Here is a 22,606-nt window from a genome sequence, read left to right on the forward strand (position 1 = left end):
GATGTCTTCAACTTTACGGGTTAAGTTGTCGCTTGCCATGTTTCTGGAGTATTTTACCTGGGGCGCGTGGTATGTCACACTGGGTACGTATATGATTGACCAATTTCAGGCAGGTGCGGTCCAGATCGGGTCTGCCTATGCCAACCTGTCGGTAGCTGCGATTATATCACCGTTTTTTGTAGGTTTGATTGCGGACCGGTTCTTTGCCGCCCAGCGGGTTATGGGAGTACTGCATCTTGCCGGGGCACTGACCCTGTATCTGCTCGGTACAATCAGCCAACCTTCCCTTTTCTGGTGGCTTTTGCTGTTATATACATTACTTTACATGCCTACCATGGCGCTAGCCAATTCCATTACTTTTAAGCAGCTGCGAGACGGCGGAAAAGAATTTCCCTATATCCGCGTATTCGGTACGGTAGGCTGGATAGCCGCTGGATTGATGGTCGGTTTTATGGGCCTGGAAAGCAGCCCTTGGATCTTTTATATAGCCGCCGGTTCATCGGTGGCACTTGGGATACTGAGTTTCTACCTTCCGGATACCCCACCCGACCGGGGCAATGCCGCAAGCCTTTCCACAGTGCTTGGCCTGGATGCGCTCGTATTGTTCAGGAACCGTTCGTTTATCATTTTTTTTGTGGCGTCACTGGCCATCTGTATTCCGTTGTCGTTCTACTATAGCTTTGCAAACCCCTTCCTGAATGATGTTGGGGTAACCAATGCTGCGGGTAAGATGACATTGGGCCAACTGTCGGAATTCGCGTTCATGCTATTGATTCCCTTGGTATTCCGCAGATGGGGAGTAAAGTTACTGCTTACGATCGGAATAGCGGCGTGGATACTCCGTTATGGATTGTTCGCAAATGGCGATGCGGGTGCAGGGATATGGATGCTGTATTTCGGCATTCTCCTGCATGGGGTTTGCTATGATTTTTTCTTTGTTACGGGCCAGATCTATACAGACCGGCAGGCAGGTGAACGGTTCAAGAATGCTGCCCAGGGATTGATTACCTTTGCAACTTACGGCGTCGGCATGCTGATCGGTTCATATGTGTCGGGTTGGATTACTCACGCATATAAATTGCCGGAAGGTGCGGGGGATCTGTATGATTGGCGGGGGGTGTGGCTAGTACCTGCGGGGATTTCACTGGCTATTTTAGTGGTCTTCGTAATGGTGTTCAGGGGTAATGGAAAGCAGATGGATAGGTAAATGGTTAAATTAATTGTTATTTTGAAATGATGAAGTTATCAAAAACAATACGCATTCTGGTTGTCGGCTGTGGCAACATGGGAGCATCACACGCGCAGGCTTATCACAGTTTGGATGGGTTTGAGATCTGTGGACTGGTCTCTACCGGCACGAGTAAAGAACGGTTGAACGAAACGTTGGGAGGTAATTATCCGCTATTTAGCAATTATGAGGAGGCGCTAGTTGCAACCAATCCGGATGCGGTCTGCATCTCCACCTACCCCGATACGCACGAGCAATTTGCCATCATGGCGTTTGATCATGGTTGTCATGTCTTCATCGAGAAGCCACTGGCGGATACAGTGGAGGGGGCAAAGCGGGTGGCCGAAGCAGCAAGGCGAACCGGTAAGAAGTTGGTTATCGGCTACATCCTGAGGTACCACCCTTCCTGGCAGCATTTCGTCGAACTGAGCGGGCAATTGGGCAAGCCGTTGGTCATGCGGATGAACCTCAACCAGCAGAGTCATGGCCGCATGTGGGATGTACATCGTAATCTGATGAAAAGCCTGAGCCCCATCGTAGATTGCGGAGTCCACTATATTGACGTGATGTGCCAAATGACCAAAAGCAAACCTGTGCAGGTGAATGCCATCGGCGCCCGGCTTACGGATGATATTCCGGCAGGCAATTACAATTATGGACAACTGCAGATCCGTTTCGAAGATGGTTCGGTGGGTTGGTATGAGGCCGGGTGGGGGCCGATGATCAGCGAAACGGCTTTTTTTGTGAAAGATGTATTCGGTCCAAAGGGATCACTTTCAATCGTTGCGAGGGATGCCGGCGCCACGGGCAATTCAGACAATGTATCGGCGCATACCAAAACAGAATCGCTGCGCCTGCACCATGCGGAAATTGATGGGAACAATACGTTCGTGAAACCGGATGAATGGATAGACCTGACCGACGAACCGGACCATCAGGAGCTGTGTAACCGGGAACAACGATTTTTCTTGGAAGCCATCCATTCGGACTTGGATTTGGATGAATTGACGCAACATGCCATCAGTAGCCTGGAGATTGCATTTGCATGCGATGAATCGGTGAAGACAGGTCAACCGGTGTATCTCTAAAGGCACTTTTTTACGTCGTTTTCTCCAAGTGTGATAAAATACAGTCACGATTGGCGGAGTAATAGGTTTTGGGTCATGGCGATACCGGCTACTTTTGTACGTGACGCCACCGTACTAGTTACTAACCATTTCGCAAAACGACGATGATTGTAAGAATAATATCCCTTGGTCTTTTCTTGTTTGTTAGCCTCCCATCATTTGTTGCCCATGCTCAGGATGCTGCAGCACAACCCTGGATCCGGCCGGACCATGCAGCGGATGAAGCCGTGTGGGGAATCGAAAACGGCATCGTGTTCAGCCTGTGGCCTTATGGCCTTGAGCATAGAAATGAGCGTCCCTATGGTGGTGGCCCTAGGGGGCTCATCCGCGTAGGTTATCAAAACGGAGAGGAAACGTACCTGATGAACTTTCTGGCTATCGAGCCTATCGTAAGTGGAAAAATAGAATTCAGTGAGATTTCCCCCTCTGCAGTGGACGGTGTATGGGGCAAACTGCTGTGGGCTAGTGATACGCCGGAGGCGGGCTCATATTATCCTACGGCTCGTGCGCGAGGTGTGGTCAGCCAAGTTGGCGGGGCGGGAGAGGCAGTTGAGGAGCTATCCGTTTATGTATTTATGGAACGGTTTGCCCATGGAGCTGCTCCTTATTTGAAACTTTCTATTCGCAGTGACCGTCCGGAGGAATTGTGCATCCAAGTATTTCACCATGAAGGCAGCACACCGATGGATCGATGTGCCATCACCGCCACGATGGGTAACTATTCCCGGCTGCGGAATCTCCACTTGAAAGGTAGTGTGGTGACGTCGACCCAATTATATAACGGATTTGACGGAATCGATTTTATCGAAAAGGACGGCTATCCGATGAGCCAGATGCTGGAAGACACCGGTGGATACCTTTGGGCGTTGGCAACGGGTGATGAGACCATGGACGACCTGGCGGATTGGCCAGTTGATTCGCTGGCCCGGACCAAGATGGGCTGGAAATACCGTGCGCCTTTTAAGTTTACGCAATACTGGAAAAAGGAGAAAAAGACCGCCGATCCTTCCCTTTCGGTTCGGGTAAATGGAAGGGCCCGGTATTGGAGTGGCGGTAGTAGGGATAAATCGCACTACATGCGTATTCCAGGTGGTCCTTCATTTGAGAATTTTGAACTCCAGGAAAAATATATCCCCGGTCAACGGTTTTATTACGGCCTGTCAAGAAAAACGCCGAGCGAACTAGTTGATTGATCCTTAGTTATTTCAACCTGCTTTTTGAAGTCAAATGTTAAAAAATGCAAAAACAGTTGTATTTTACGAATTCCTTCGTACTTTTGAAGTACGAAATTAATCGTATGATGTATGGCGCATATAAGACCGACAGAAAGTGAATTGGAGATTTTGCAGATTCTATGGGAAAAGGGCGAGGCTAGCGTGCGGGATGTCCATGAAGTGTTATTGAAAAACAAGGACGCAGGTTATACAACGACACTGAAGATTATGCAGATCATGCATGAGAAGGGCTTGGTAAGCAGGGATAGTTCGGCGCGGACACACATCTACCGGGCTATGGTAAGCCAGGAGCTGACCCAACGGCATCTGCTTGGTAAGATGATTGACAATGTTTTCAATGGTTCGGTTGGGCGGCTGATCATGCAGGCGTTGGGCAGCAATACGGCCAGTGCCGAAGAGCTTGCAGAAATAAAAAAATACCTTGATAACTTAGAAAAATAAATACGATGGAAAATTTTGGTCTATTGATTTTCAAGGGGCTGGGCTGGGGGATTATCCATTCCTTATGGATGGGTGCTATCCTTTATGGTTCACTGCTCTTAGCCTTCCAGTTTTTAAACGGACGTGCGAAAATAAAATCGTTGCTGGCGGTAGTGGCATTATTGGTACTATCGGGATTCTTTTTCCTGACGTCTTTATATTACATAGCGGCTGATGTGAAAAGTGATCTGGCGGCTTTTACGGATGGTGCTGTCGCGTTTTTCCCATTGTCCGACTATAACAGTTCGTTTTCCTTCAAGGCAACGGTGGAACAGTATTTCCCATTAGTTGCCGTTTTTTATGCGCTTGGTGTACTCTTCCAGTTGGCATTGGTTGTAAGTGGTTTCCGAAAGTTACGTATGATCCGTACACAGGGCTTATTGGAAGTGCCCGAATCGTGGAAAGCGTTGCTGGCTAGCAAAAAGCAACAGCTGGGTCTTCGCAAATCCATCGCATTCCACCTTTCCACATTGGTGGATGTTCCGGCAGTAATCGGCCACTTTAAGCCGGTTATCTTATTTCCTTTGGCACTTTTTTCCGGGATAAGCCCGGAGCAGGTAGAGACGGTGCTCATCCACGAATTGGCACACATCAAGCGACGCGACTACCTCTTCAATCTCGTTAAAATAATCGCGGAGACGCTATTATTTTTCAATCCTTTTGTGTGGCTTATCGGTAGAATGCTTGAGACAGAGCGGGAAAACGCATGCGACGACATGGTGGTGGAGCTGACATCAAGTCCTATCCGATATGCGCAGACGTTGCTGTGGCTGGAAGAGCGACGCCAGCTGCCAAGCTATCGGCTGGCCATGCAGGCAATCACGAAGAAAAAGCAATTATTACTCCGAATTCAACGAATGACTAATATGAAAATTAACTATTTGAATGCCAAGCATAAATTGGCTATCCTGACACTATTGCTAGGCTGTATCGCTTCGCTCGCTTGGGTGAAACCCTTTGCGCGGGATACGGAGCCAACGGAAATGTACGTGTTACCAGCGGTCGCCGTTGATACGGTGGCTGCCCTAGCTGTGGATGCTGAAAAAAACATCGTGTTCCAGGCGGTAGCAAATGATACACTGCCCCCGGGCAGAAAATCGAACATCACCTTTACCGCTAGCAGCAGTGCAACGCAGACGTTTGAACCCTACGAGGATCTTCCGGATAGCCTGAAGATAGAAGTGGATGCCGCTCGGCATCATGCTGATTCGATCAAGGCGTACTTTTCTTCCCCTGAATGGAAGGAAGAGCAACGCAAGATAACTGCTGAAGTCCGTAAGCAGACGGATTCGATAAAGGCATATTTTTCCTCCCCTGAATGGAAAGAAGAGCAACGCAAGATAACTGCTGAGGTCCGTAAGCAGACGGATTCTATCAAAGCGTACTTCACGTCTCCGGAATGGAAGGAGGAGCAGCGGAAAATAACGGTAGAAGTCCGCAAGCAGGCAGATTCGTTAAAGGCATATTTCGATTCGCCTGAATGGAAGGAAAAAATGGAGAAAATGAAGTGGTCCGACGAGGAACTGCGCAAACTCATCGAGCCGGTACGCAGACAAGCCGATTCGATCAGGATTCACTTCGAATCGGCAGAGCGGTTACCCTAGCGATTATTCATCCCTTAGGCTTCTCGTCGGGTTTGTCAACGCAGCCTTGATGGCCTGTGAGCTTACGGTAAGCAATGCAATCAGCAGCGCACCCCCGCCAGCCAGCGCAAACACCCCCCAGTGCAGGTCGGTGTGGTACTGATAGTTGTCCAGCCAGTCGCTCATGATCCACCACGCGATGGGGAAGGCTACCGTGCAGGAGAGCAGTACGAGTACGACAAATTCGCGGTTGAGCAACCCGACCAATGACGAGATTGATGCTCCCAATACCTTGCGGATTCCCATTTCCTTTGTACGTCGCTCGGCGGTGAAGGCAGCGAGGCCAAAGAGGCCGAGACAAGAAATAATAATGGAGATTACAGCGAATACACCCGCCAGTTTCTGGATCAGCATTTCCGATTTGAATTTTTCATTAAAGACATTATCCAGAAACTCGTACTCAAATGGATATCCCGGATTGGTTTCCTTAAGGATTTCGCCGATCTGGGAAACCGTTTTCGACAGGTTCATCCCCGCTTTGGTCTTGATGTTGAGTACGCCCCACTTGGTCGCAAACGGATAGAACAGCACAGGTTCGGCAGGTGTATACACGTTGTTGTACACAAAATCTTTCACGACGCCGACAATGGTGTGGGTGTCTTCACCCCAACGCACGGTTTGTCCTGCAACCCGGCCATCGGGCTGGATGAGCTTGGCAAAGGCCTCGTTAATAACGATGCTGCTGCTGTCGCCTAGCATATGCGGCCGGAAGTTGCGCCCATCGATCAACTGCATTCCCATGGCTGGAATGAAGTCGGCATCGGTATGGAGGATACCGATCAATATTTGCTTGTTTGGATCTTTGTTTTCCCAGCTGATGCCCCAAGTATTCGAACCGATATTCAGCACCCTCATGTTGCTAAGCCCCGCGGTTTCGACACCACCGGTAGCGATGAGCTTTTCCTTGATGACATCCAGGTGTTCCAGCATCTTCCCCCGCAAAGGTGTGGTCATGACCTGGCTATGCTCGAAGCCCATATCACGGCCCTTCACGTGCTGGATTTGTTGAAAAATGATAACCGTACAGACAATAAGGGTAATGGAAGCAGCGTATTGGATAATCACCAGCCCCCTACGTATGAACCCGGCCATGCCAGCTTTCTGTCTAGCTCCCTTTAGGGTAGCGATTGGGTTGAAGGATGAAAGGTAAAATGCCGGATAGCTTCCGGAAACGAGACCGCATACCACCACGATGCAGACCAGGAAGGCGAGGTGCATGGGTTCAACTAATCCAACCGTCAGCTCCTTTTCGACCAAGCTATTGAAAGGCCCGATGAATACAAAAATAAGTCCGATCGCAAACAGTGCCGACAGTGCGGCGAGAATCAGCGACTCGCCTAGAAATTGGCCAATGAGGGAGGTTTTGGTAGCCCCTACCACCTTGCGCATGCCCACTTCCTTAGCCCGTTTTTCCGAACGGGCTGTAGCAAGGTTCATGAAGTTGATGCAGGCAATGAGGAGTACCACCCAAGCGATAATGCTGAACAACCGCACGAATTTAATGCGGCCTTCCTGTTCGTTCCCATCGCGGTCGAAGCTGTTGTATAGCCGCCAGCGTTCCATCGGGTACAGGAAATTCTTATAGAACAGATCGTCACCCACTTTACGTTCCGCAAAATCATAGAACTGTTTGTTGACGTCGGCGAGATCGGCCGAGGCCTCCAGCTGCACATACGTCAGGAAGCTGTTGTTGCCCCATGTCTCAAATCCGCCCTCACTCTGGCTTTCAAATTTTTTAAATGGAATAATCCAATCAAACTGCACACTGCTGTTCTTGGGTAGATCCGCTACTATACCGGCAACGGTGTAACTTTCTTCATTGTTTATTCGTACCTGCTTGCCCATGGCCGGTTCGTTACCGAAAAGGCGTGCAGCAGCTTTTTGGGTCAGCACAATGTCGTTGATGTTGCCCATCGCGGAGGCCCGGTTGCCTTCGATGAATTCCAGCGAGAAGATGTCGAGGAAGTCAGGATCGGCATAGAACCCGGTTTGGTAGAGGGTCTTTTCGCCCAGATTGAACAGGAGTGGCGTTGGCCAGTTTACTCGCGCCGCGTACTTGACACCAGGCAACTCCGCTTTAATCGCAGGAGCTAATGGCCCAGGATTAGCTTCAAACACATAGGTGCCGCCATCGTGGGTTTGCTTGGACTTCGATATATAAATATATTCCTTATTCGGAAAATGATTGTCATAGCTCATTTCGTCTTCCACCCATAGGAAAATGAGCGACGCGCAAGTGATGCCGATGGCCAGGCCAAAAATGTTAAGAAAACTGTATCCCCTGGTTTTCCAAAGGTTGCGAAAGGTGGTTTTGATGTAATTTTTTAGCATGAGCTTTTCAGTTATGGTAATTGGCTGTCAGCTGATCGCGCACCGCCAACTATTCCGTCCGGATTGCCTTGATTGGATTCCCTTTCGCGGCTTTCAGCGACTTTCCACAGACGGTGATCGCCGCGATTGCAAATGCCGTAAAACCAGCGATTACAAACACCCACCACTCCATGCCTGTTCGGTATACATAATTGGCCAGCCACTTATTCATCATCCACCACCCCACGGGAAAGGCAATCAGGAACGATATTCCCACCAGTTGGAGGAAATCTTTGGATATCAGTAAGATGATGTTGGATATGCTGGCACCCAGCGTTTTGCGGATCCCGATTTCTTTGAATTTCGTTTCGGCAGTAAAGGTAACCAGGCCGAAAAGACCAAGAGAGGAAATAAGGATCGTGATTCCTGCAAAGACATTAAATAATTTACCGGCTTGAATGTCCCCTTTATAGAGTTTGTCAAATGATTCGTCCATGAATTGGTAGTCGAATTCAAATTCGCTGTTGTACTGTTTCCACAGTTTATCCACGGCAGCGATTGCCTGTGCAGCATCATTTCCCGTAGTTTTGACATACATGCCGCCAAGGGGCATGCTAGCTTCCGCAAAAAGTACGCACGGCCCGATCGCCTTTTTCAGATCGTTGAAATGGAAATCCTTCGCAACACCAATGATGGTTCTGGGACTGTTGCGAAAGGTGATGGCCATTCCCACCGGATCTTCCAATCCCATTTGTTTGACGGCTGTCTCGTTAAGCACGATGTAACTCGTGTCGGACGGCATGCCTGAAAATCCCTGACCCGCCGTTAATGGGATGTCCATAACCTCCAAAAACTGGTGGTCTACTGCCATTTGATTGACCATGAAATTGGCCATGCTGGAGGGTTTGCCCTCCCACTCAATATCTCCTGTGCCACTTCCAATGTTGCTGATGTCGCTACTGGCGGCGGTAATGCCTTTGATACCCGGCTGGCTTTCCAGCTCAGCGCGTATGGCATCAAATCGGCCGATGAAATTGCGTTGGGCGAAAAGGAAAACATTCTCCTTGTCATATCCCAATTCCTTTTTGCGGATGTATTCCAGTTGACGACTGATGATGATGGTAGCAATAATAAGTACTACCGAACAACTGAACTGCACCACCACCAGGGCTTTACGGAAGCCATTGTTTTTGCCGATTCCCGGTAGGATGCCCTTCAGCGCTTGGACGGGCTTGAAGGTGGATAACAATAGCGCAGGATACACACCGGCGAGCAAAACTACAGCGAAGAGTGTGCAGCCAAAGAGTAACCACACGCGGGTATCCAGCAAGCTGAATGTCATTTCTTTTCCCGAAAGGCCATTATAGAGCGGCATAGCGGCATAGGTGAGCCCGATGGCCAGGGCCATAGCGATAACAAACACCACAACGGATTCGGTGATGAACTGCCAGAAAAGATGCAGGCGATTAGCTCCTACTACCTTTCTGACACTGACCTCCTTGCTACGTCGCGTTGAGCGTGCGGTGACGAGATTGACATAGTTGATGCACGCAATCAACAGAATGATGCCGGCTACGAGCGTGAATATCCGTACTTGTTGCATACCTCGTTCTTCACCTTTTCCATTATAGAGGTGCAGGTTTTCGAGGGGTTGGAGGTAATATACCAAAGTCTTAAAGATCTCCGCATCATTATTTTTTCGGTGGAGATCTGCCAACTGTTTTTCAGTAGCTTTTGGATTAGTGCCTTTTTGGAGGAGAAAAAATGTACGGTAGCCAAAATTTCCCCATTCGGCATTGAGGCCATCTCCCTCTCGGTTTTCATTGAGCAAATCAAATGGAAGGAGAAAATCTGCTTCGATGGAGGAGTTGAGCGGAAAATCGTCGACAATGCCGGTGACACGGAAATTCCGCTTGCTATCTGCTGCAGCGGGATCAACGGTGACCAATACCATTTGCCCGATGGCCTCCTTGTCGCCAAAATATTTCTTCGCTAGTGTTTTGGTGAGAATGATGGAGCTGTTGTCGGGGAACGGAGTCTGTTGACTGCCTTCCAACAACGAGAAGTCAAAAATCTTGAAAAAGGAAGGGTCGACATACTGGCCTGACTCCGTAAATTTGCGATCATCATTGATCTTGGTAATGGCAGCTTCACTATTACTGAATCGACAAGCTTCTTCGATGCCGGGTATTTCGGCTTTTCCGAATAATGCTAACGGTGGTGGGCCAACAGGCCATACGTTATCCGACGAGGCATCAAACGTTGTGGATACCTGGTAAATCCGGTCAGCTTTGCTGTGCATGCGGTCGAAACTCAGCTCGTCCCATACCCATAGCAAAATAAGGATGGCTGCAGAAAGGCTTACTGCTAACCCGGCAATGTTAATAGTGGAATACGATTTATTTTTGACGAGGGTTCGAAAAGCAGTTTTGATATAATTCTTTAACATCGCGCCGTCAGGTTTTAATTACTAATGCTCAACTCCTGTACCCGATCGTATGTCTCATAACTGGAGGTTACCACTTTATCTCCCGGTTCCAGCCCGCTCACCACTTCATAATAGTCGGGGTTTTGACGACCGAGCTGTACATCTACACGATAAGCCGTCTTTCCATCTTCCGTAAGCTTAAACACCCAATTGCCGCCGGTTTGCTGATAGAAGCCGCCCTTGGCCAACAGGATGGCCTTGGTCTCATCGCTGAGGGCAAGACGGATTTGGAGGGTCTGCCCGCGGCGGATGCCCTCAGGAATCTCGTTTACAAATTCCATATCCACCTGGAAGCGTCCGTTGGTCACTTGCGTATATACCTTCTTGATGACAAGCTTATAGCTTTTCCCAGCAAACGTAAACTCACCCTCCAAGTCGGGGTAAATGCGGGAAATATAATGCTCATCGATATCCGCACGGACTTTGAATCCGGTAAGCACGTCGATTTGGCCGAGGCGCTCGCCTGCGGGTTTGTTCTGCCCAATTTCGGCATCGAAGGACGTCAGTTGTCCGTCTACCGGTGAACGAAGGATGAGATCATCCACTTTTTGACGCATCAGCGCCAGTGCAGACATGCCGCTGGAGTACAATTTTTCGTTTTGTTGGAGTGATTGGACACTTCGGATCGAATCTTGCTCAATGTTTTCCCGTGTCAACTTGATCCGCTCTAGCTGATAATCGTATTCATTTTTAGCCTGCTGATATTCTTGCGAACCAATTGCTTTTTTTTCAAACAAGGTCTTATTGAGATCATATAGCCGCTTAGCCTCTTTTAAGGCATTTTCAGCATCGACCATTTGATTGCGATTCGAAATAGAAGTTTGTTGGGCGTTCGTTTGGGCGATCTGCATCTGGGTCAGGTTGTTGTATACGTTCGTTTCCTGGCTTACCAGGCTCAATTCCAAATCGGTATTCGAGAGCCGCATAATCGGGTCACCTTTTTTGAGTTTGGCCCCGTCCTCTACAAACTTTTCTTCCACCCGCCCGCCTACGGAGGCATCGAGGAAGATGCTGGTAAGGGGTAGTACCGTGCCGTTTACCGGTATAAATTCACGGAAGGAGTCTTCTTTCACTTCTGATATGGTGATACGTTCGGCATCCACATTGAGCCGCGAGTTGCCGGAGGTAAAATAATAACTGGCGAAGATCAAGGCCAAGATGCCCGCCCCACCCGCAACCATCGCGATGCGTTTACTGTTCCATCTTTTTTTTGGTAATGCTCTATCCATTTTCTTGTCGCTATCGGCTGTCGGCTTTATTTTCTAGCCACCCATTACCATACAACGCCGTGCCAAAAATATAACTAATTTGGATACAGTGTGTTGTGGTGGTGGGTAAAATGAAACTGTTCGATATCGGACACCTGTTGTGCGGTAGCGGACAATTGATGAAGTTTATACGGCAACGGCGCTTGCGCGTGTGGAAGTAACGATTCGTCCTACATCAGGCCGTATTCCTTCATGACAGCCTCTTGGTCGTCGTGCGAAACATACCCTATAATCTTTGGTCCATTACCTGTATGTTGCAGAATATAGCTGATATCAAAAATTATCGGTTTGTTTCCGGTTTTGGAAAACAGGGCTTCCCAGGTTACTTTTGCCAGTGTAAAGTGTTCGCCCATCGATGTAGTATCGACGTTGTGCGGTGTCATTTTTTGCAGGCCGACCTGCTTATTGAATTGGAGTACACCGTTTAGCCAGTCGATGAATTGATCATCGTTGTCGTAGGAAGCTGCGCCGCCTGGGGCAGCGGCTATAAAGCTTTCGGCATAAAACGAAGCGATGGCTTTTGGATCATCTCCAACAGAAAATGAACCGTATGCCGTAAAGAAATCATAAAATGGCTGCATGTGACAACTAATTAAGCAACGAGGACGTTTACTATATTCCTTTGCAAGTAAACACGTTCAACCCGTAATGGTTTGCCGTAGTTACGGTGAAATGTCAAAGGTAGCTTACCAATTGTTCGAACGCCATGCCACGGGATGCTTTTAGTAACACCAATGCATCGGTGATCGGCTGTTGTTGCAACATGGCTTGTGCCTCTGCAGTGGTTTTGTAGAATTCAGCACCCGCAAAGCAGTGTTCGAAAAAAGCTTCGCCTACGAAAATTAGCCGATATACCTCAAGTGAAAGGGCGTGTTGAACCACTTGGTGATGCTCGGTATGTGATTCTGCACCCAATTCAAACATATCGCCGAGGATGACCACCTTCCTTTCGGCTTTGAGCATACGTAGGTTATCCAACGCAGCAGCCATACTGGTGGCATTGGCATTGTAATAATCGCAGATGATGGTATTGTGCTCCGTTTTGGTGAGTTGGGAACGGTTGTTTTTAGGTGTATATTCAGCGATACCCCGATTAATCTTTGCCGGTGGTACGTTGAAATGCTGACCAACACAGACGGCGGCCAGGATATTTTCGGTGTTGTAGGAGCCGGTAAGTTGAGTGGGAGTGATATGGGGCGTCGCAGCTGCCTGAAGTTTCCAGCTGACATTCAACAGCGGATCGGCCGAAACCAATTCGCCGACAACATCATTCCCGACTGAAAAGCCGTAAGTTACTACCTGCGGTACCCTACGGGCAGCAGCCATTTCGTGGAGTAATGGATTGTCATTTTGCAGAAATAAGGTGCCATTATGGGTAGCAAGATAATCATACAATTCACCCTTGGCTTTCTTAACGCCCTCGAAACTGCCGAATCCTTCCAGGTGGGCTTTCCCTACATTGGTAATCAATCCATGCGTAGGCTGGGCAATCCCGCAGAGTAACGCAATTTCGCCCACATGGTTGGCACCCATCTCAATGATCGCTATCTCCGTTTGCTCGGTGATGGCTAGCATAGTCAACGGTACGCCGATATGGTTATTCAGATTACCCGTGGTGGCAAGGGTGTTGAATTGTTGCGATAGTACCGCGTGGATCAATTCTTTTGTGGTCGTTTTACCGTTGGTACCGGTAATGCCGACAATGGGAATCCGGAGTTGATGGCGGTGATGGCGGGCCAGTTCCTGCAAAGCGGTTAGTACATCCGCGACAAGCAAAAACCGTTCATCCGTTTGGTATTGCGGCTCATCGATAACGGCATACCTTGCACCCTTTTCGAGTGCTTCGCCCGCAAAGGCGTTGCCATTGAAGTTTTCACCCTTAAGGGCGAAAAAAAGACTGTTGGGCTGGATATTACGGGTATCCGTACTGATTGCGGGATGCTCGAGGAAATAAGGATATAATAATGCAGGCTCCATGGTGCAAGTTTAGGGAAAGTTTGGGAATTATTCAGCGCTACTTTCAACACTGGATCACTGATTGGTACATATTGTTGCGGCTCTTTGATGTATAATGCAACAACATGCATATAGTTTCAATTATTTTGCTTAACCTTGCTCAACCCAATGATAAACCAGTTAAAGGAAGGGAGCGCTTGCTGGTCTGATGTTGAAGACGATGTCGTCATATCGCTATTTATAAATATGTGGAAATTATACCTTCTTTCGTTTTGTTTAGTTTTGGCTTTTGAGGTTTCTTTTTGCTCATCAGTGGCATTGGGGCAGCAGCAACCCCGCTTAAAGGTGGTATCGCCCGCTGCGGATAGCAGCGTGGTGGCCGACACCGTCGCTTATTTCCGCGGGAAGGCCGACCCCACGGGTACATTGTTCCTCAATGGGGAAGAGGTACCCGTTTATGGCACAGGAGTTTTTGCTGCTCCAATGTACCTGCGAACGGGGGTGAATGAGTTTTTGGTACAACACGTAGTGGATGCCGATACGCTACATAAACGCATCGTTGTGGTGTATGAAAAGCCAACTCCATTACAGCCTACAGCCGGTTTTTCCATTGAGTATACGCGCGTGCTGCCGAAGGGCGACATCTGGCTGCAGACTGGCGATCTCCTGCAGGTGGAAATGAAGGCAACACCCGGCATGGTGGCATCCTTTTATAAGGGCGTCCCGCTTTTTGAAATGGATACCGCAGACACCCATGTGGCAGGCATTTACCGTGGGGAATATACCATCCAGCCTTCGGACACCTTGGTGGACCTGCCCATCCCATTTTATCTCCATGATGGAGCGACCGAAAAGAACGTCATGGCGGAAAGCCGCCAGCGGATTACGATACTCAACCAGTCCCACGTGCTGACTGGGCTCACCACTGCCGGTCAGGTGCCGTTATATTACGGATTGGGCGCCGACCGTCTGGGCGGAGCCAAGATGGGGGAGTTGGATAGCTTGGTGAAACTGGAGGTGACAGGGAAGATGAATGACATGTACCGGGTAAGGCTGGCCGATCAGGTGCAGGCTTATATACCCGTGAATCGCCTTCGTTTGCAAAAGGGCGCACATTTCCGTCCATACTCACTGACGGGCAGCTGGTCGGTGTTTTCGGATAGCACGGCCGACTTTGTGCGAATCGGCTTGAACGAGCGGCTTCCCTATACCCATCTCGTACAGCAGGAGCCAACGCGTATCGTGCTGGATGTTTATGGAGCGGTTTCAAACAGCAACTGGATTACACAGAAAGCGGGACTTGTAGCTATCCGGAACGTGTGGTATGAACAGCACAGTAAGTCGATTTTCAGGGTATATATCGAATTGAAGGAAAAGCAACTTTGGGGCTATGAGGTAGGTTATCAGGGGAATCAGTTGGTTATCCGGGTGAAGCCCCAGCCGGAAACACTTGACCTCCGGGGGCTCACCGTCGCTGTTGATGCAGGGCACGGTGGCAGTAACCGGGGTGCGGTGGGGATGACGGGTGTATTGGAAAAGGATCTCAACTTAGCGATGGCCCTGAAGCTGAAGACGGCACTGGAGAGGGCGGGCAGTACCGTGATCATGACACGGGACCGCGATCAGTCGGTCAATAACGGTCATCGTTTGAAGCGATTTCAGCGACAGGATCCGGATCTACTGATCAGCATCCACTGTAATTCTGCTGGCAACCCGATGGTGCAGGGCGTTTCAACGTATTACCGCTATCACGCGTACCGACCACTATCGCAGCACATCCTTACGGAAATGCGGCAACTGGATCTGGCCGACTTCGGCAATGTGGGCGGATTTAATTTCACACTCAACTCGCCCACGGAATTTCCCTCCGTATTGGTAGAGGTCGGTTTTCTTTCCAACCCGGCGGATGAGGAGCGGTTGCTGGACAGGCAATTTCACGGCGATGTAGCCGAGCGCATTGTGGATGGAGTGAAGGGGTTTTTGAGGGAGGTGAATGGTGGGTGACCGTTGAATGGTCTGTGCACCGCTAAAACTGAATAAGGAAATCGGCGGCGCTTAATATTGGAATATTATGAAATGGATGCAATATGAGTAAATCATTGTCGCCTGTAATAATGCAAGTCGCTTCAGCTGCAACTCCTAATTCTAAATATTTATCGTCCTTCGGGTCGCGACTTGCCTGGATAGCTGAAATTGGTAACGACCACGATAGCATCTGGCGATCCAGGTATGTTAAAAAAGCAAGGCGGTCTTCGAGGCTGACAAATCGGTCAAATTTAGGCCTGAGAAATACATTCGATAGTTCAGATTGTATTGGAGGAGAGGTAATAATACGACCTATACTTATAGCTCTGTCAAATGCTTTCGCATTGGTCTGGCTGCCGATGACAAATGCGCTGATTAACGTATTAACATCAAAAATGAAAAGCTTAGCCCTCTTCACGAAGCAAGTCCTCAAGTATTTCTTGGGTGAGACCGTTTGCGGCCGCTTGACTCCGCAAATTATTCAGCGATTTCTCAAATTCATCTTTTTCGGCCAAACGAATTTGCTCGACCAACCGTACTTCCACGTCCTTGGCAAACCGTTGCTTAGCTGTAGCAGGCATTCTCTTCCATGCCTGGGCCAAACTGCCATCCACTTCCAATACAATTCGTTCCATAATAGACAAAAATACAAATAATTATACAAATGCAACAATGCTATAACCTTAAATATCAGACATTGGAATGAGACAATTAACTTTATTATTGCTGCTTTGCTCCCTGAGCTACTTGCTGATCGCTCAGCAACCTACGATGCAGCAGCTTACGACTTATCCATTTCCCTCGGAACTGGCAACCGCGACCACGGATAGCCGACTGGCTTTGGCTATCAACGAACAGGGTCGCCGCAACCTCTATGTAGCAGAAGGACCGGCATTCGAACTACGTAAGCTGACGGCCTATGATGAAGACCTGGGTGATGAAATCACCAGCGTACAGCTTTCGGCGGATGGTAATTGGGTGGTCTACGTAAAAGGAGGCGACCACGGGGGCTCCAATGCAAATACGCCCCGTAACCCGGCTTCCCTGCCTGTGGCGACCAAGGTACAAGTATGGAGTGTTCCCTTTGCTGGAGGGCAGCCGAAATTGCTCGCCGATGGCGATGATCCGGTGGTATCCCCCCAAGGCGATCGCGTTGCGTTTATCCGGCAGGGACAGGTTTGGACATGTGCCATCGATGGTTCCGGCGAGGCAGGACAGCTGTTTTATGCACGGGGCGTTAATGGCGGTATCCAATGGTCGCCCGATGGGACCGCACTGGCGTTTGTGTCGGCGCGAGGGAGCCATTCTTTAGTAGGTATATTCCGCAACAAACAGACACCTATCCAATGGGTCGCCCCTACGTTTGCGCGTGATGGCTCCCCTCGGTGGTCGCCGGATGGCAAACGGATCGCCTTCGTACGGCAAGATGCATGGGGTGGTGCGCCAGACTCGATACTTAGTCCGGTTATTAACCCGTGGGCCATATGGACGGCCAATGTCGATGATGGTGATGCAGCCCCAATCTGGAGTGCACCGCGAACGCCGCAGGGTGCGGTGCCTACCACAAACGGGGGCACCAACCTGCATTGGGTGGGAAAAGATCGGATAACGTTCCTTTCTTACCACGATAAATGGCCCCATCTGTATTCGATACGGGATACGGGCGGCGACGCCATGCTGCTCACTCCTGGGGCGTTTATGGTGGAACATATCAGGCCCTCGCCGGATGGCCAGTGGCTGGTGGCCAGCGCCAATACAGGCCCCGATAGGGATGACATCGACCGTCGCCACATCATCCGCGTGCCCGTGGATAAGCCCGACATGGAGGTGATCACCCCCGGAAAAGGCATCGAGGCCTTCCCAAGCATTACCGGTGATGGCAGGCACCTGGTTTTCTTAAGTGCCACGGCCTCGCGACCGTCGGTGCCTGCCCTATTGCCATGGCCGGGCACTAACACAACCGTCCGGTTGCTGGGTGAGCACCTCATCCCCGATATCTTGCAAAACGCTGAATTGGTGACGCCTAAGCGGGTGGAATTCAAGGCGCCGGACGGGATGACGGTCTATGCGCAATTGTTCGAGCCAGTGGGTGGAGCGGCTGAAAAGCCCGCCGTCGTATTCATCCACGGGGGGCCACAGCGGCAGATGCTGCTGGGCTGGCACTATGGCGACTACTATGCCAATACCTATGCATTGAACCAATACCTCGCCAGCCGTGGATTTATTGTGCTTTCGGTCAACTACCGGCTCGGTATCGGCTATGGTTTCGACTTCCATAAGCCGTTATTTGCCGGACGATACGGTGCTTCCGAATACCAGGACATCAAGGCTGCCGGGGAATGGCTGGCCGATCAACCGCAGGTGGATGCTACGCGCATTGGCGTATATGGCGGATCCTATGGGGGATACCTCACCGCGCTTGCCCTGGGTAAGGATTCCGACCTCTTTTCTGCCGGTGTTGACATTCACGGCGTACACAATTACATCGGACGGATACCACCGGTAAGTGCTGAGCCGGCACCCGATGCGGAGAGGGCCATCGAGCTGGCCAGAAGCTCCTCGCCGGTATCTTATTTGGATACGTGGCGGTCGCCCGTGTTGCTTATCCATGGCGACGACGACGCGAATGTGGATTTCGAGCAAACGATAGACCTGCTGAACCGGTTGAAGAAAACAAATGTGCTGATAGAGACCCTGATGATCCCAGACGATACGCACCATTGGATGTTATATGAACACCAGGTGATGGTCAATCAAGCGACTGCCGATTTTCTTCAAAAGCAATTATACCCTTAGTGGCCATCACTGATGGGGCTGGGGCTTATTGCGGCGGGTATCCAAACCGACATCACTAGATTAATTGATATGATGAAAACTGGAAAAATTGTGTTTTATGCGCTGTGGGCACTAAGCATCACAGGAATTTCAAAGGCGCAGGAACAATCGCTGCCTCCCGGGTTGGACGAGTACGTGGGTGCAGTGATTCACGCGTTTGACGTGCCGGGAATCAGCATCGGTATTGTCAAAGACGGAAAGGTTGTGTTAGCAAAGGGATATGGTGTGAAGAAATTGGGAACACCGGATCTGGTTGATGAAAATACACTTTTCAATATCGCGTCAAATTCCAAAGCATTCACGGCTACGGCCCTTGCAATGCTCGTGGAGGAAGGAAAGCTTGACTGGGAAGATCCTGTAATCAAGTATTTACCTTACTTTCAGCTTTCGGATGACTACGTGACCGCACACCTTACCGTTCGCGATTTGTTGGTGCATCACAGTGGGCTGCCAGCCTACGCCAATGATTTTTTGCTGTTCCCCCCGTCGACCTATAGCCGTAAGGAATTGCTTAAGAAGTTGAAGAATGTACCATTGCGCCATGATTTCCGTTCAGTTTATGCCTACGATAATATTCTTTACGTTGCGGCCGGCGAAGTGGTAGAGGCGGTCTCCGGCATGCCTTGGGAAGATTTCGTGAAAACGCGGATTTTCAATCGTGTGGGGATGAAAAATACCATATCCCGATATAGTACCTTAAAAGACCAGCCCAATGTCGCGTATGCGCACGCCCGGCGGGACGGGAAGCTGGAAGTACGCGAACGGTATTTCGAAACCAATATCGGCGACAATGGCAATCCGGCTGGTGGTATTGCGTCTTCGGCTGCCGACATGTCACGCTGGTTGATCACCCAATTGGATTCGGGGCGGACACCGGATGGGTTCCGGATATTCAGGCCATCCGCAACCGAGCAACTTTGGAAAATTGTACGGGAGATGCCCATCAGTAAAGAGCCGGAATGGCTTAAACCTAATCAAAAGAACTTCTATGGCTATGCGCTGGGCTTTCGGGCGTATGATTATCGGGGAGTAAAAGTAGTCGGGCATGGCGGCTTACTGACCGGTTTTGTTTCGCAGATCGCGATGGTGCCCGAGCAAAATCTTGGTGTTGTCGTGCTCACCAACCAGCTTTCGTCTGGTGCATACTGGTCGATCATTAACCATGTGCTCGACTATTACCTTGGCAATGAACCATTCGACTGGATTGCTGGATACAAAAAGGAGTTGGACAGCTCACTGGCCCGGCAAGATTCCTCCCGGGCCAAGCATAAGCCCGCCATACCTGACCCTACGTTGAAACGGTCGTTATCCTTAGCCGATTACGCTGGAGCATACCGCGATCAGCTCCTGGGCAGGGGAGTAGTCAGTGTGGTAGGCGATACCACATTGCGTATCGATTTTATCAAATCGCCCCAGTACAGCGGTCTGCTTCGCTATTTCCATGGCGACTTATTCCGCTTGATCTATGACAATACCGATCGGGGTAAGGGGCCGTTTCTGACCTTCGTGTTTAACGCTGATAAATCCATCCAAGAGGGCCGCTTCGTAGCTGAAAAGGCAGGAGAAGGTAGCGACTGGTCTGATGTGGTGCTGCGCCCGGAAAAAAGCGCGATCCTCGATACTGCCGAACTGCGCAAACGGATCGGCAAGACGTTGGCAGAACATCCTGATGGGCGCTTTGCCTATGCGCTATTGGATTTGCAAAGCGGTGACCAGCTGTTGTACAACGAACAGGAAACATTCCATGCGGCAAGCACGATGAAGACTCCGGTGATGATTGAAGTGTTCAAACAAGCCGCGGCGGGAAAATTCAGCATGACCGATTCGCTCACCGTCTATAATGAATTCAAGAGCATCGTTGATAACAGCAAGTTCTCCCTTCCGGCCAATACGGATAGCGAGGGCGATCTGTATGGCCGGATAGGTAGCAAAATGACTTGGCATGATATGGTGTTCCGGATGATTACGGAGAGCAGTAACCTGGCCACGAACATCCTGATTGATCAAGTAGGAGCGAAAAATGTGATGAAAACCATGCGGGCGATGGGCGCGCATGAAATCCAGGTGCTGCGTGGTGTGGAAGACTCCAAAGCATTTGAGCGTGGAATGAATAATACGACGACGGCGTATGACCTCATGCTCATTTTTAAGCATCTGGCAGAAGGAACGGCCGTAAACCGTGTTTCAAGCAAAGCGATGGTGAAAATACTCAAGGCGCAACAGTTTAACGACGGGATACCTGGCCAACTTCCCAAAGACGTGGTAGTGGCCCACAAAACCGGTGCGATAGCGGGTATCTATCACGACTGCGGAATTGTTTACCTGCCCAACGGGCGGGCTTATGCGTTGGTGCTGCTCTCCGGAAACATGGAAGAGCGTGTAGCCCGCGAGACCGTGGCAACAGTATCGCGGTTGGTTTATGATTACATCAGTGAAATAGAATGAAAAGTTTTCGTGCCATAACGGGGTTGGTTGCCGTGATGATAAACGGCCTATTTGTTTGCGGACAGGATTCGATGAATGCCTTGAAGCAAACTATCCCCTTTATCGATAGTGTGTATCGTGCGTTTGCCGAAGAACAGCATTCGCCGGGCTTGGCCTACGCGGTGATCTACCAAGGGCAAGTCGTTCATATGGGTACGTACGGGTATACCGATTTGGAACAGCAGATTCCGGTATCCGAACAGTCCGTGTTTCGCATCGCCTCCATGACGAAAAGTTTTGTTGCGATGGCTATTCTGCAATTACGCGATGAAGGCCGGTTGAAGCTGGACGACTCGCTCGCAACCTTTATTCCTGAGTTTGCAGGGCAGCCGATGCCCACAACCGATGCTCCGGCTGTGACCATCCGCCACCTGCTCAACCACACCAGTGGACTTCCACAGGATGATCCATGGGGGGATCGGTTGCTGGATATGCCTCAGGAAGCGTTTCGTGACCGGATTAGGGAAGGTTTTTCCTTCTCCAATACACCGGGTGTAACGTACGAATATAGCAATACCGCTTATGCGCTGTTGGGAGAGGTTATTCATCGCATCACAGGACAACCCTTTGATGCATATATCAGCCAGCATATTTGGAAACCGCTGGGTATGGACCATACGTATTGGGATTACACCCGTGTACCCGATGGATCACTGGCCTATGGATACCGCTGGGTGAACGGAGCGTGGGTGAAACAGCCGTTGGTCGGCCATGGTACCTATGGCGCGATGGGAGGAATGCTGACGACGATCGGTGATTTTATCAAATACATGGCGCTGCACCAGCAGGCCTGGCCGGCGCGTAATGGGGAGGATAGCCAACTGATCCGCCGCTCTTCCTTGCGGGAAATGCAGTCGCCCTGGGTCTTCTATTCGTTAACCGAAATGAATGAGCGACCGCTGTCGCTGGCCTATGGGTACGGATTGCGCTGGAGCCGTGATACCAGCGGCGTGACCACAGTGGGGCATACCGGCGGTCTGCCCGGCTTTGGTAGCAACTGGATCGTCCTGCCAGACTATGATTTGGGTGTGGTCTGCTTTAGTAACGTAACGTATGCCCCCGCCGTACGCGCCAACAATTTAGTCGCCACGTCGATTATAGAGCGGGCGGATCTTGCTCCCCGCACTATTCCGGTATCTCCGATTCTTAACGAACGGCAACAACAATTGATGGCTTTTTTGCCCGGATGGGAACATGCTGAGGAAAGCCCGATTTTCGCTGGCAATTTCTTTGCGGATTTTTACATCGAAACGCTGCGCGATGAATGCAAAGCAATTTTTGAAGCGGCCGGCCGAATCATACGAGTACATGAGATTACCCCTAGGAACAAGCTACGTGGCACGTTTGTTATTGAATGCGAAAACCGAAATGTGGAAGTGTTTTTTACATTAACGCCAGAACATACCCCGCGTATCCAGGATTACGCCATTAAACTGTCAAGTGTGATAGATGGGGAATAATGTGAAGCCGGAAGTTGCGAACATGCATTTTTATGCGCGATTTGCGGCACCTTTTGGGTTGTATAGC

The 22,606-nt window shown here is 50.0% G+C and carries 16 protein-coding genes; 9 read left to right on the forward strand and 7 right to left on the reverse strand.

Annotation, left to right across the window (positions count from 1 at the left end):
* The first annotated feature begins 1 nt into the window (after window position 1).
* The 5 genes from IEV98_RS06250 to IEV98_RS06270 all read left to right on the forward strand — a co-directional run bounded on the left by IEV98_RS06250 (window position 2) and on the right by IEV98_RS06270 (window position 5,674).
* Window positions 2-1,207 (forward strand): nucleoside permease, encoded by a 1,206-nt coding sequence (locus IEV98_RS06250; RefSeq protein ID WP_188505019.1) that lies wholly within the window; start codon window positions 2-4, stop codon window positions 1,205-1,207.
* Between the two features lie 26 nt (window positions 1,208-1,233).
* Entirely contained in the window at window positions 1,234-2,316 is a 1,083-nt protein-coding gene (locus IEV98_RS06255) for a Gfo/Idh/MocA family protein (protein ID WP_188505020.1), read from the forward strand.
* 143 nt (window positions 2,317-2,459) lie between these two features.
* Window positions 2,460-3,548 (forward strand): hypothetical protein, encoded by a 1,089-nt coding sequence (locus IEV98_RS06260; RefSeq protein ID WP_188505021.1) that lies wholly within the window; start codon window positions 2,460-2,462, stop codon window positions 3,546-3,548.
* A 111-nt stretch (window positions 3,549-3,659) separates the two neighbouring features.
* Window positions 3,660-4,031 carry a BlaI/MecI/CopY family transcriptional regulator gene (locus IEV98_RS06265; RefSeq protein WP_188505022.1) on the forward strand — a complete coding sequence of 124 codons (372 nt, stop codon included), beginning with the start codon at window positions 3,660-3,662 and terminating at the stop codon, window positions 4,029-4,031.
* Between the two features lie 5 nt (window positions 4,032-4,036).
* A complete protein-coding gene (locus IEV98_RS06270; protein WP_188505023.1) occupies window positions 4,037-5,674 on the forward strand; it encodes a M56 family metallopeptidase in 1,638 nt (545 codons plus the stop codon).
* 3 nt (window positions 5,675-5,677) lie between these two features.
* On the opposite strand, the gene IEV98_RS06275 is transcribed toward IEV98_RS06270, so the two are convergent.
* The 5 genes from IEV98_RS06275 to IEV98_RS06295 all read right to left on the reverse strand — a co-directional run bounded on the left by IEV98_RS06275 (window position 5,678) and on the right by IEV98_RS06295 (window position 13,756).
* Window positions 5,678-8,044, reverse strand: a complete 2,367-nt coding sequence (locus IEV98_RS06275) for an ABC transporter permease (protein WP_188505024.1) — start codon at window positions 8,042-8,044, stop codon at window positions 5,678-5,680.
* A 49-nt stretch (window positions 8,045-8,093) separates the two neighbouring features.
* The gene (locus IEV98_RS06280) at window positions 8,094-10,472 is read right to left on the reverse strand and encodes an ABC transporter permease (protein WP_188505025.1); all 2,379 of its coding nucleotides are present in this window, start codon (window positions 10,470-10,472) and stop codon (window positions 8,094-8,096) included.
* A 14-nt stretch (window positions 10,473-10,486) separates the two neighbouring features.
* Window positions 10,487-11,740, reverse strand: coding sequence for an efflux RND transporter periplasmic adaptor subunit (locus IEV98_RS06285; protein ID WP_188505026.1), 1,254 nt, complete (start codon window positions 11,738-11,740; stop codon window positions 10,487-10,489).
* A gap of 209 nt (window positions 11,741-11,949) precedes the next feature.
* Complete coding sequence (locus tag IEV98_RS06290; RefSeq protein WP_188505027.1) at window positions 11,950-12,360, reverse strand: DUF6841 family protein; 411 nt, start codon at window positions 12,358-12,360, stop codon at window positions 11,950-11,952.
* Window positions 12,361-12,454: 94 nt separating this feature from the next.
* Entirely contained in the window at window positions 12,455-13,756 is a 1,302-nt protein-coding gene (locus IEV98_RS06295) for a UDP-N-acetylmuramoyl-tripeptide--D-alanyl-D-alanine ligase (protein WP_188505028.1), read from the reverse strand.
* Window positions 13,757-13,903: 147 nt separating this feature from the next.
* Between IEV98_RS06295 and IEV98_RS06300 the strand changes: the two genes are divergently transcribed.
* On the forward strand, window positions 13,904-15,739 hold the full coding sequence (locus IEV98_RS06300) for an N-acetylmuramoyl-L-alanine amidase (protein WP_188505029.1): 1,836 nt from the start codon (window positions 13,904-13,906) through the stop codon (window positions 15,737-15,739).
* Between the two features lie 22 nt (window positions 15,740-15,761).
* On the opposite strand, the gene IEV98_RS06305 is transcribed toward IEV98_RS06300, so the two are convergent.
* A complete protein-coding gene (locus tag IEV98_RS06305; RefSeq protein WP_188505030.1) occupies window positions 15,762-16,178 on the reverse strand; it encodes a putative toxin-antitoxin system toxin component, PIN family in 417 nt (138 codons plus the stop codon).
* A complete protein-coding gene (locus IEV98_RS06310) occupies window positions 16,165-16,395 on the reverse strand; it encodes a hypothetical protein (RefSeq protein ID WP_188505031.1) in 231 nt (76 codons plus the stop codon). The genes IEV98_RS06305 and IEV98_RS06310 overlap by 14 nt, the downstream gene beginning before the upstream one ends.
* A gap of 67 nt (window positions 16,396-16,462) precedes the next feature.
* On the opposite strand from IEV98_RS06310, the gene IEV98_RS06315 reads away from it, so the two are divergent.
* The 3 genes from IEV98_RS06315 to IEV98_RS06325 all read left to right on the forward strand — a co-directional run bounded on the left by IEV98_RS06315 (window position 16,463) and on the right by IEV98_RS06325 (window position 22,539).
* Complete coding sequence (locus tag IEV98_RS06315; RefSeq protein WP_188505032.1) at window positions 16,463-18,556, forward strand: S9 family peptidase; 2,094 nt, start codon at window positions 16,463-16,465, stop codon at window positions 18,554-18,556.
* A 69-nt stretch (window positions 18,557-18,625) separates the two neighbouring features.
* Entirely contained in the window at window positions 18,626-21,040 is a 2,415-nt protein-coding gene (locus tag IEV98_RS06320; protein ID WP_188505033.1) for a serine hydrolase, read from the forward strand.
* Entirely contained in the window at window positions 21,037-22,539 is a 1,503-nt protein-coding gene (locus tag IEV98_RS06325; protein ID WP_188505034.1) for a serine hydrolase domain-containing protein, read from the forward strand. The genes IEV98_RS06320 and IEV98_RS06325 overlap by 4 nt, the downstream gene beginning before the upstream one ends.
* Window positions 22,540-22,606: the final 67 nt, after the last annotated feature.

The sequence above is a fragment of the Parapedobacter pyrenivorans genome, assembly GCF_014636865.1.
In the GTDB taxonomy this organism is placed as follows: domain Bacteria; phylum Bacteroidota; class Bacteroidia; order Sphingobacteriales; family Sphingobacteriaceae; genus Parapedobacter; species Parapedobacter pyrenivorans.

Excerpts from the sequence above, each read along its gene's own strand:
- IEV98_RS06325 (WP_188505034.1), top strand. The coding sequence starts at position 21,037 with ATGAAAAGTTTTCGTGCCATAACGGGGTTGGTTGCCGTGATGATAAAC.
- IEV98_RS06285 (WP_188505026.1), bottom strand. The coding sequence starts at position 11,740 with ATGGATAGAGCATTACCAAAAAAAAGATGGAACAGTAAACGCATCGCG.
- IEV98_RS06255 (WP_188505020.1), top strand. The coding sequence starts at position 1,234 with ATGATGAAGTTATCAAAAACAATACGCATTCTGGTTGTCGGCTGTGGC.
- IEV98_RS06270 (WP_188505023.1), top strand. The coding sequence starts at position 4,037 with ATGGAAAATTTTGGTCTATTGATTTTCAAGGGGCTGGGCTGGGGGATT.
- IEV98_RS06250 (WP_188505019.1), top strand. The coding sequence starts at position 2 with ATGTCTTCAACTTTACGGGTTAAGTTGTCGCTTGCCATGTTTCTGGAG.
- IEV98_RS06310 (WP_188505031.1), bottom strand. The coding sequence starts at position 16,395 with ATGGAACGAATTGTATTGGAAGTGGATGGCAGTTTGGCCCAGGCATGG.
- IEV98_RS06295 (WP_188505028.1), bottom strand. The coding sequence starts at position 13,756 with ATGGAGCCTGCATTATTATATCCTTATTTCCTCGAGCATCCCGCAATC.
- IEV98_RS06260 (WP_188505021.1), top strand. The coding sequence starts at position 2,460 with ATGATTGTAAGAATAATATCCCTTGGTCTTTTCTTGTTTGTTAGCCTC.
- IEV98_RS06280 (WP_188505025.1), bottom strand. The coding sequence starts at position 10,472 with ATGTTAAAGAATTATATCAAAACTGCTTTTCGAACCCTCGTCAAAAAT.
- IEV98_RS06290 (WP_188505027.1), bottom strand. The coding sequence starts at position 12,360 with ATGCAGCCATTTTATGATTTCTTTACGGCATACGGTTCATTTTCTGTT.
- IEV98_RS06265 (WP_188505022.1), top strand. The coding sequence starts at position 3,660 with ATGGCGCATATAAGACCGACAGAAAGTGAATTGGAGATTTTGCAGATT.
- IEV98_RS06275 (WP_188505024.1), bottom strand. The coding sequence starts at position 8,044 with ATGCTAAAAAATTACATCAAAACCACCTTTCGCAACCTTTGGAAAACC.
- IEV98_RS06320 (WP_188505033.1), top strand. The coding sequence starts at position 18,626 with ATGATGAAAACTGGAAAAATTGTGTTTTATGCGCTGTGGGCACTAAGC.
- IEV98_RS06300 (WP_188505029.1), top strand. The coding sequence starts at position 13,904 with ATGATAAACCAGTTAAAGGAAGGGAGCGCTTGCTGGTCTGATGTTGAA.
- IEV98_RS06315 (WP_188505032.1), top strand. The coding sequence starts at position 16,463 with ATGAGACAATTAACTTTATTATTGCTGCTTTGCTCCCTGAGCTACTTG.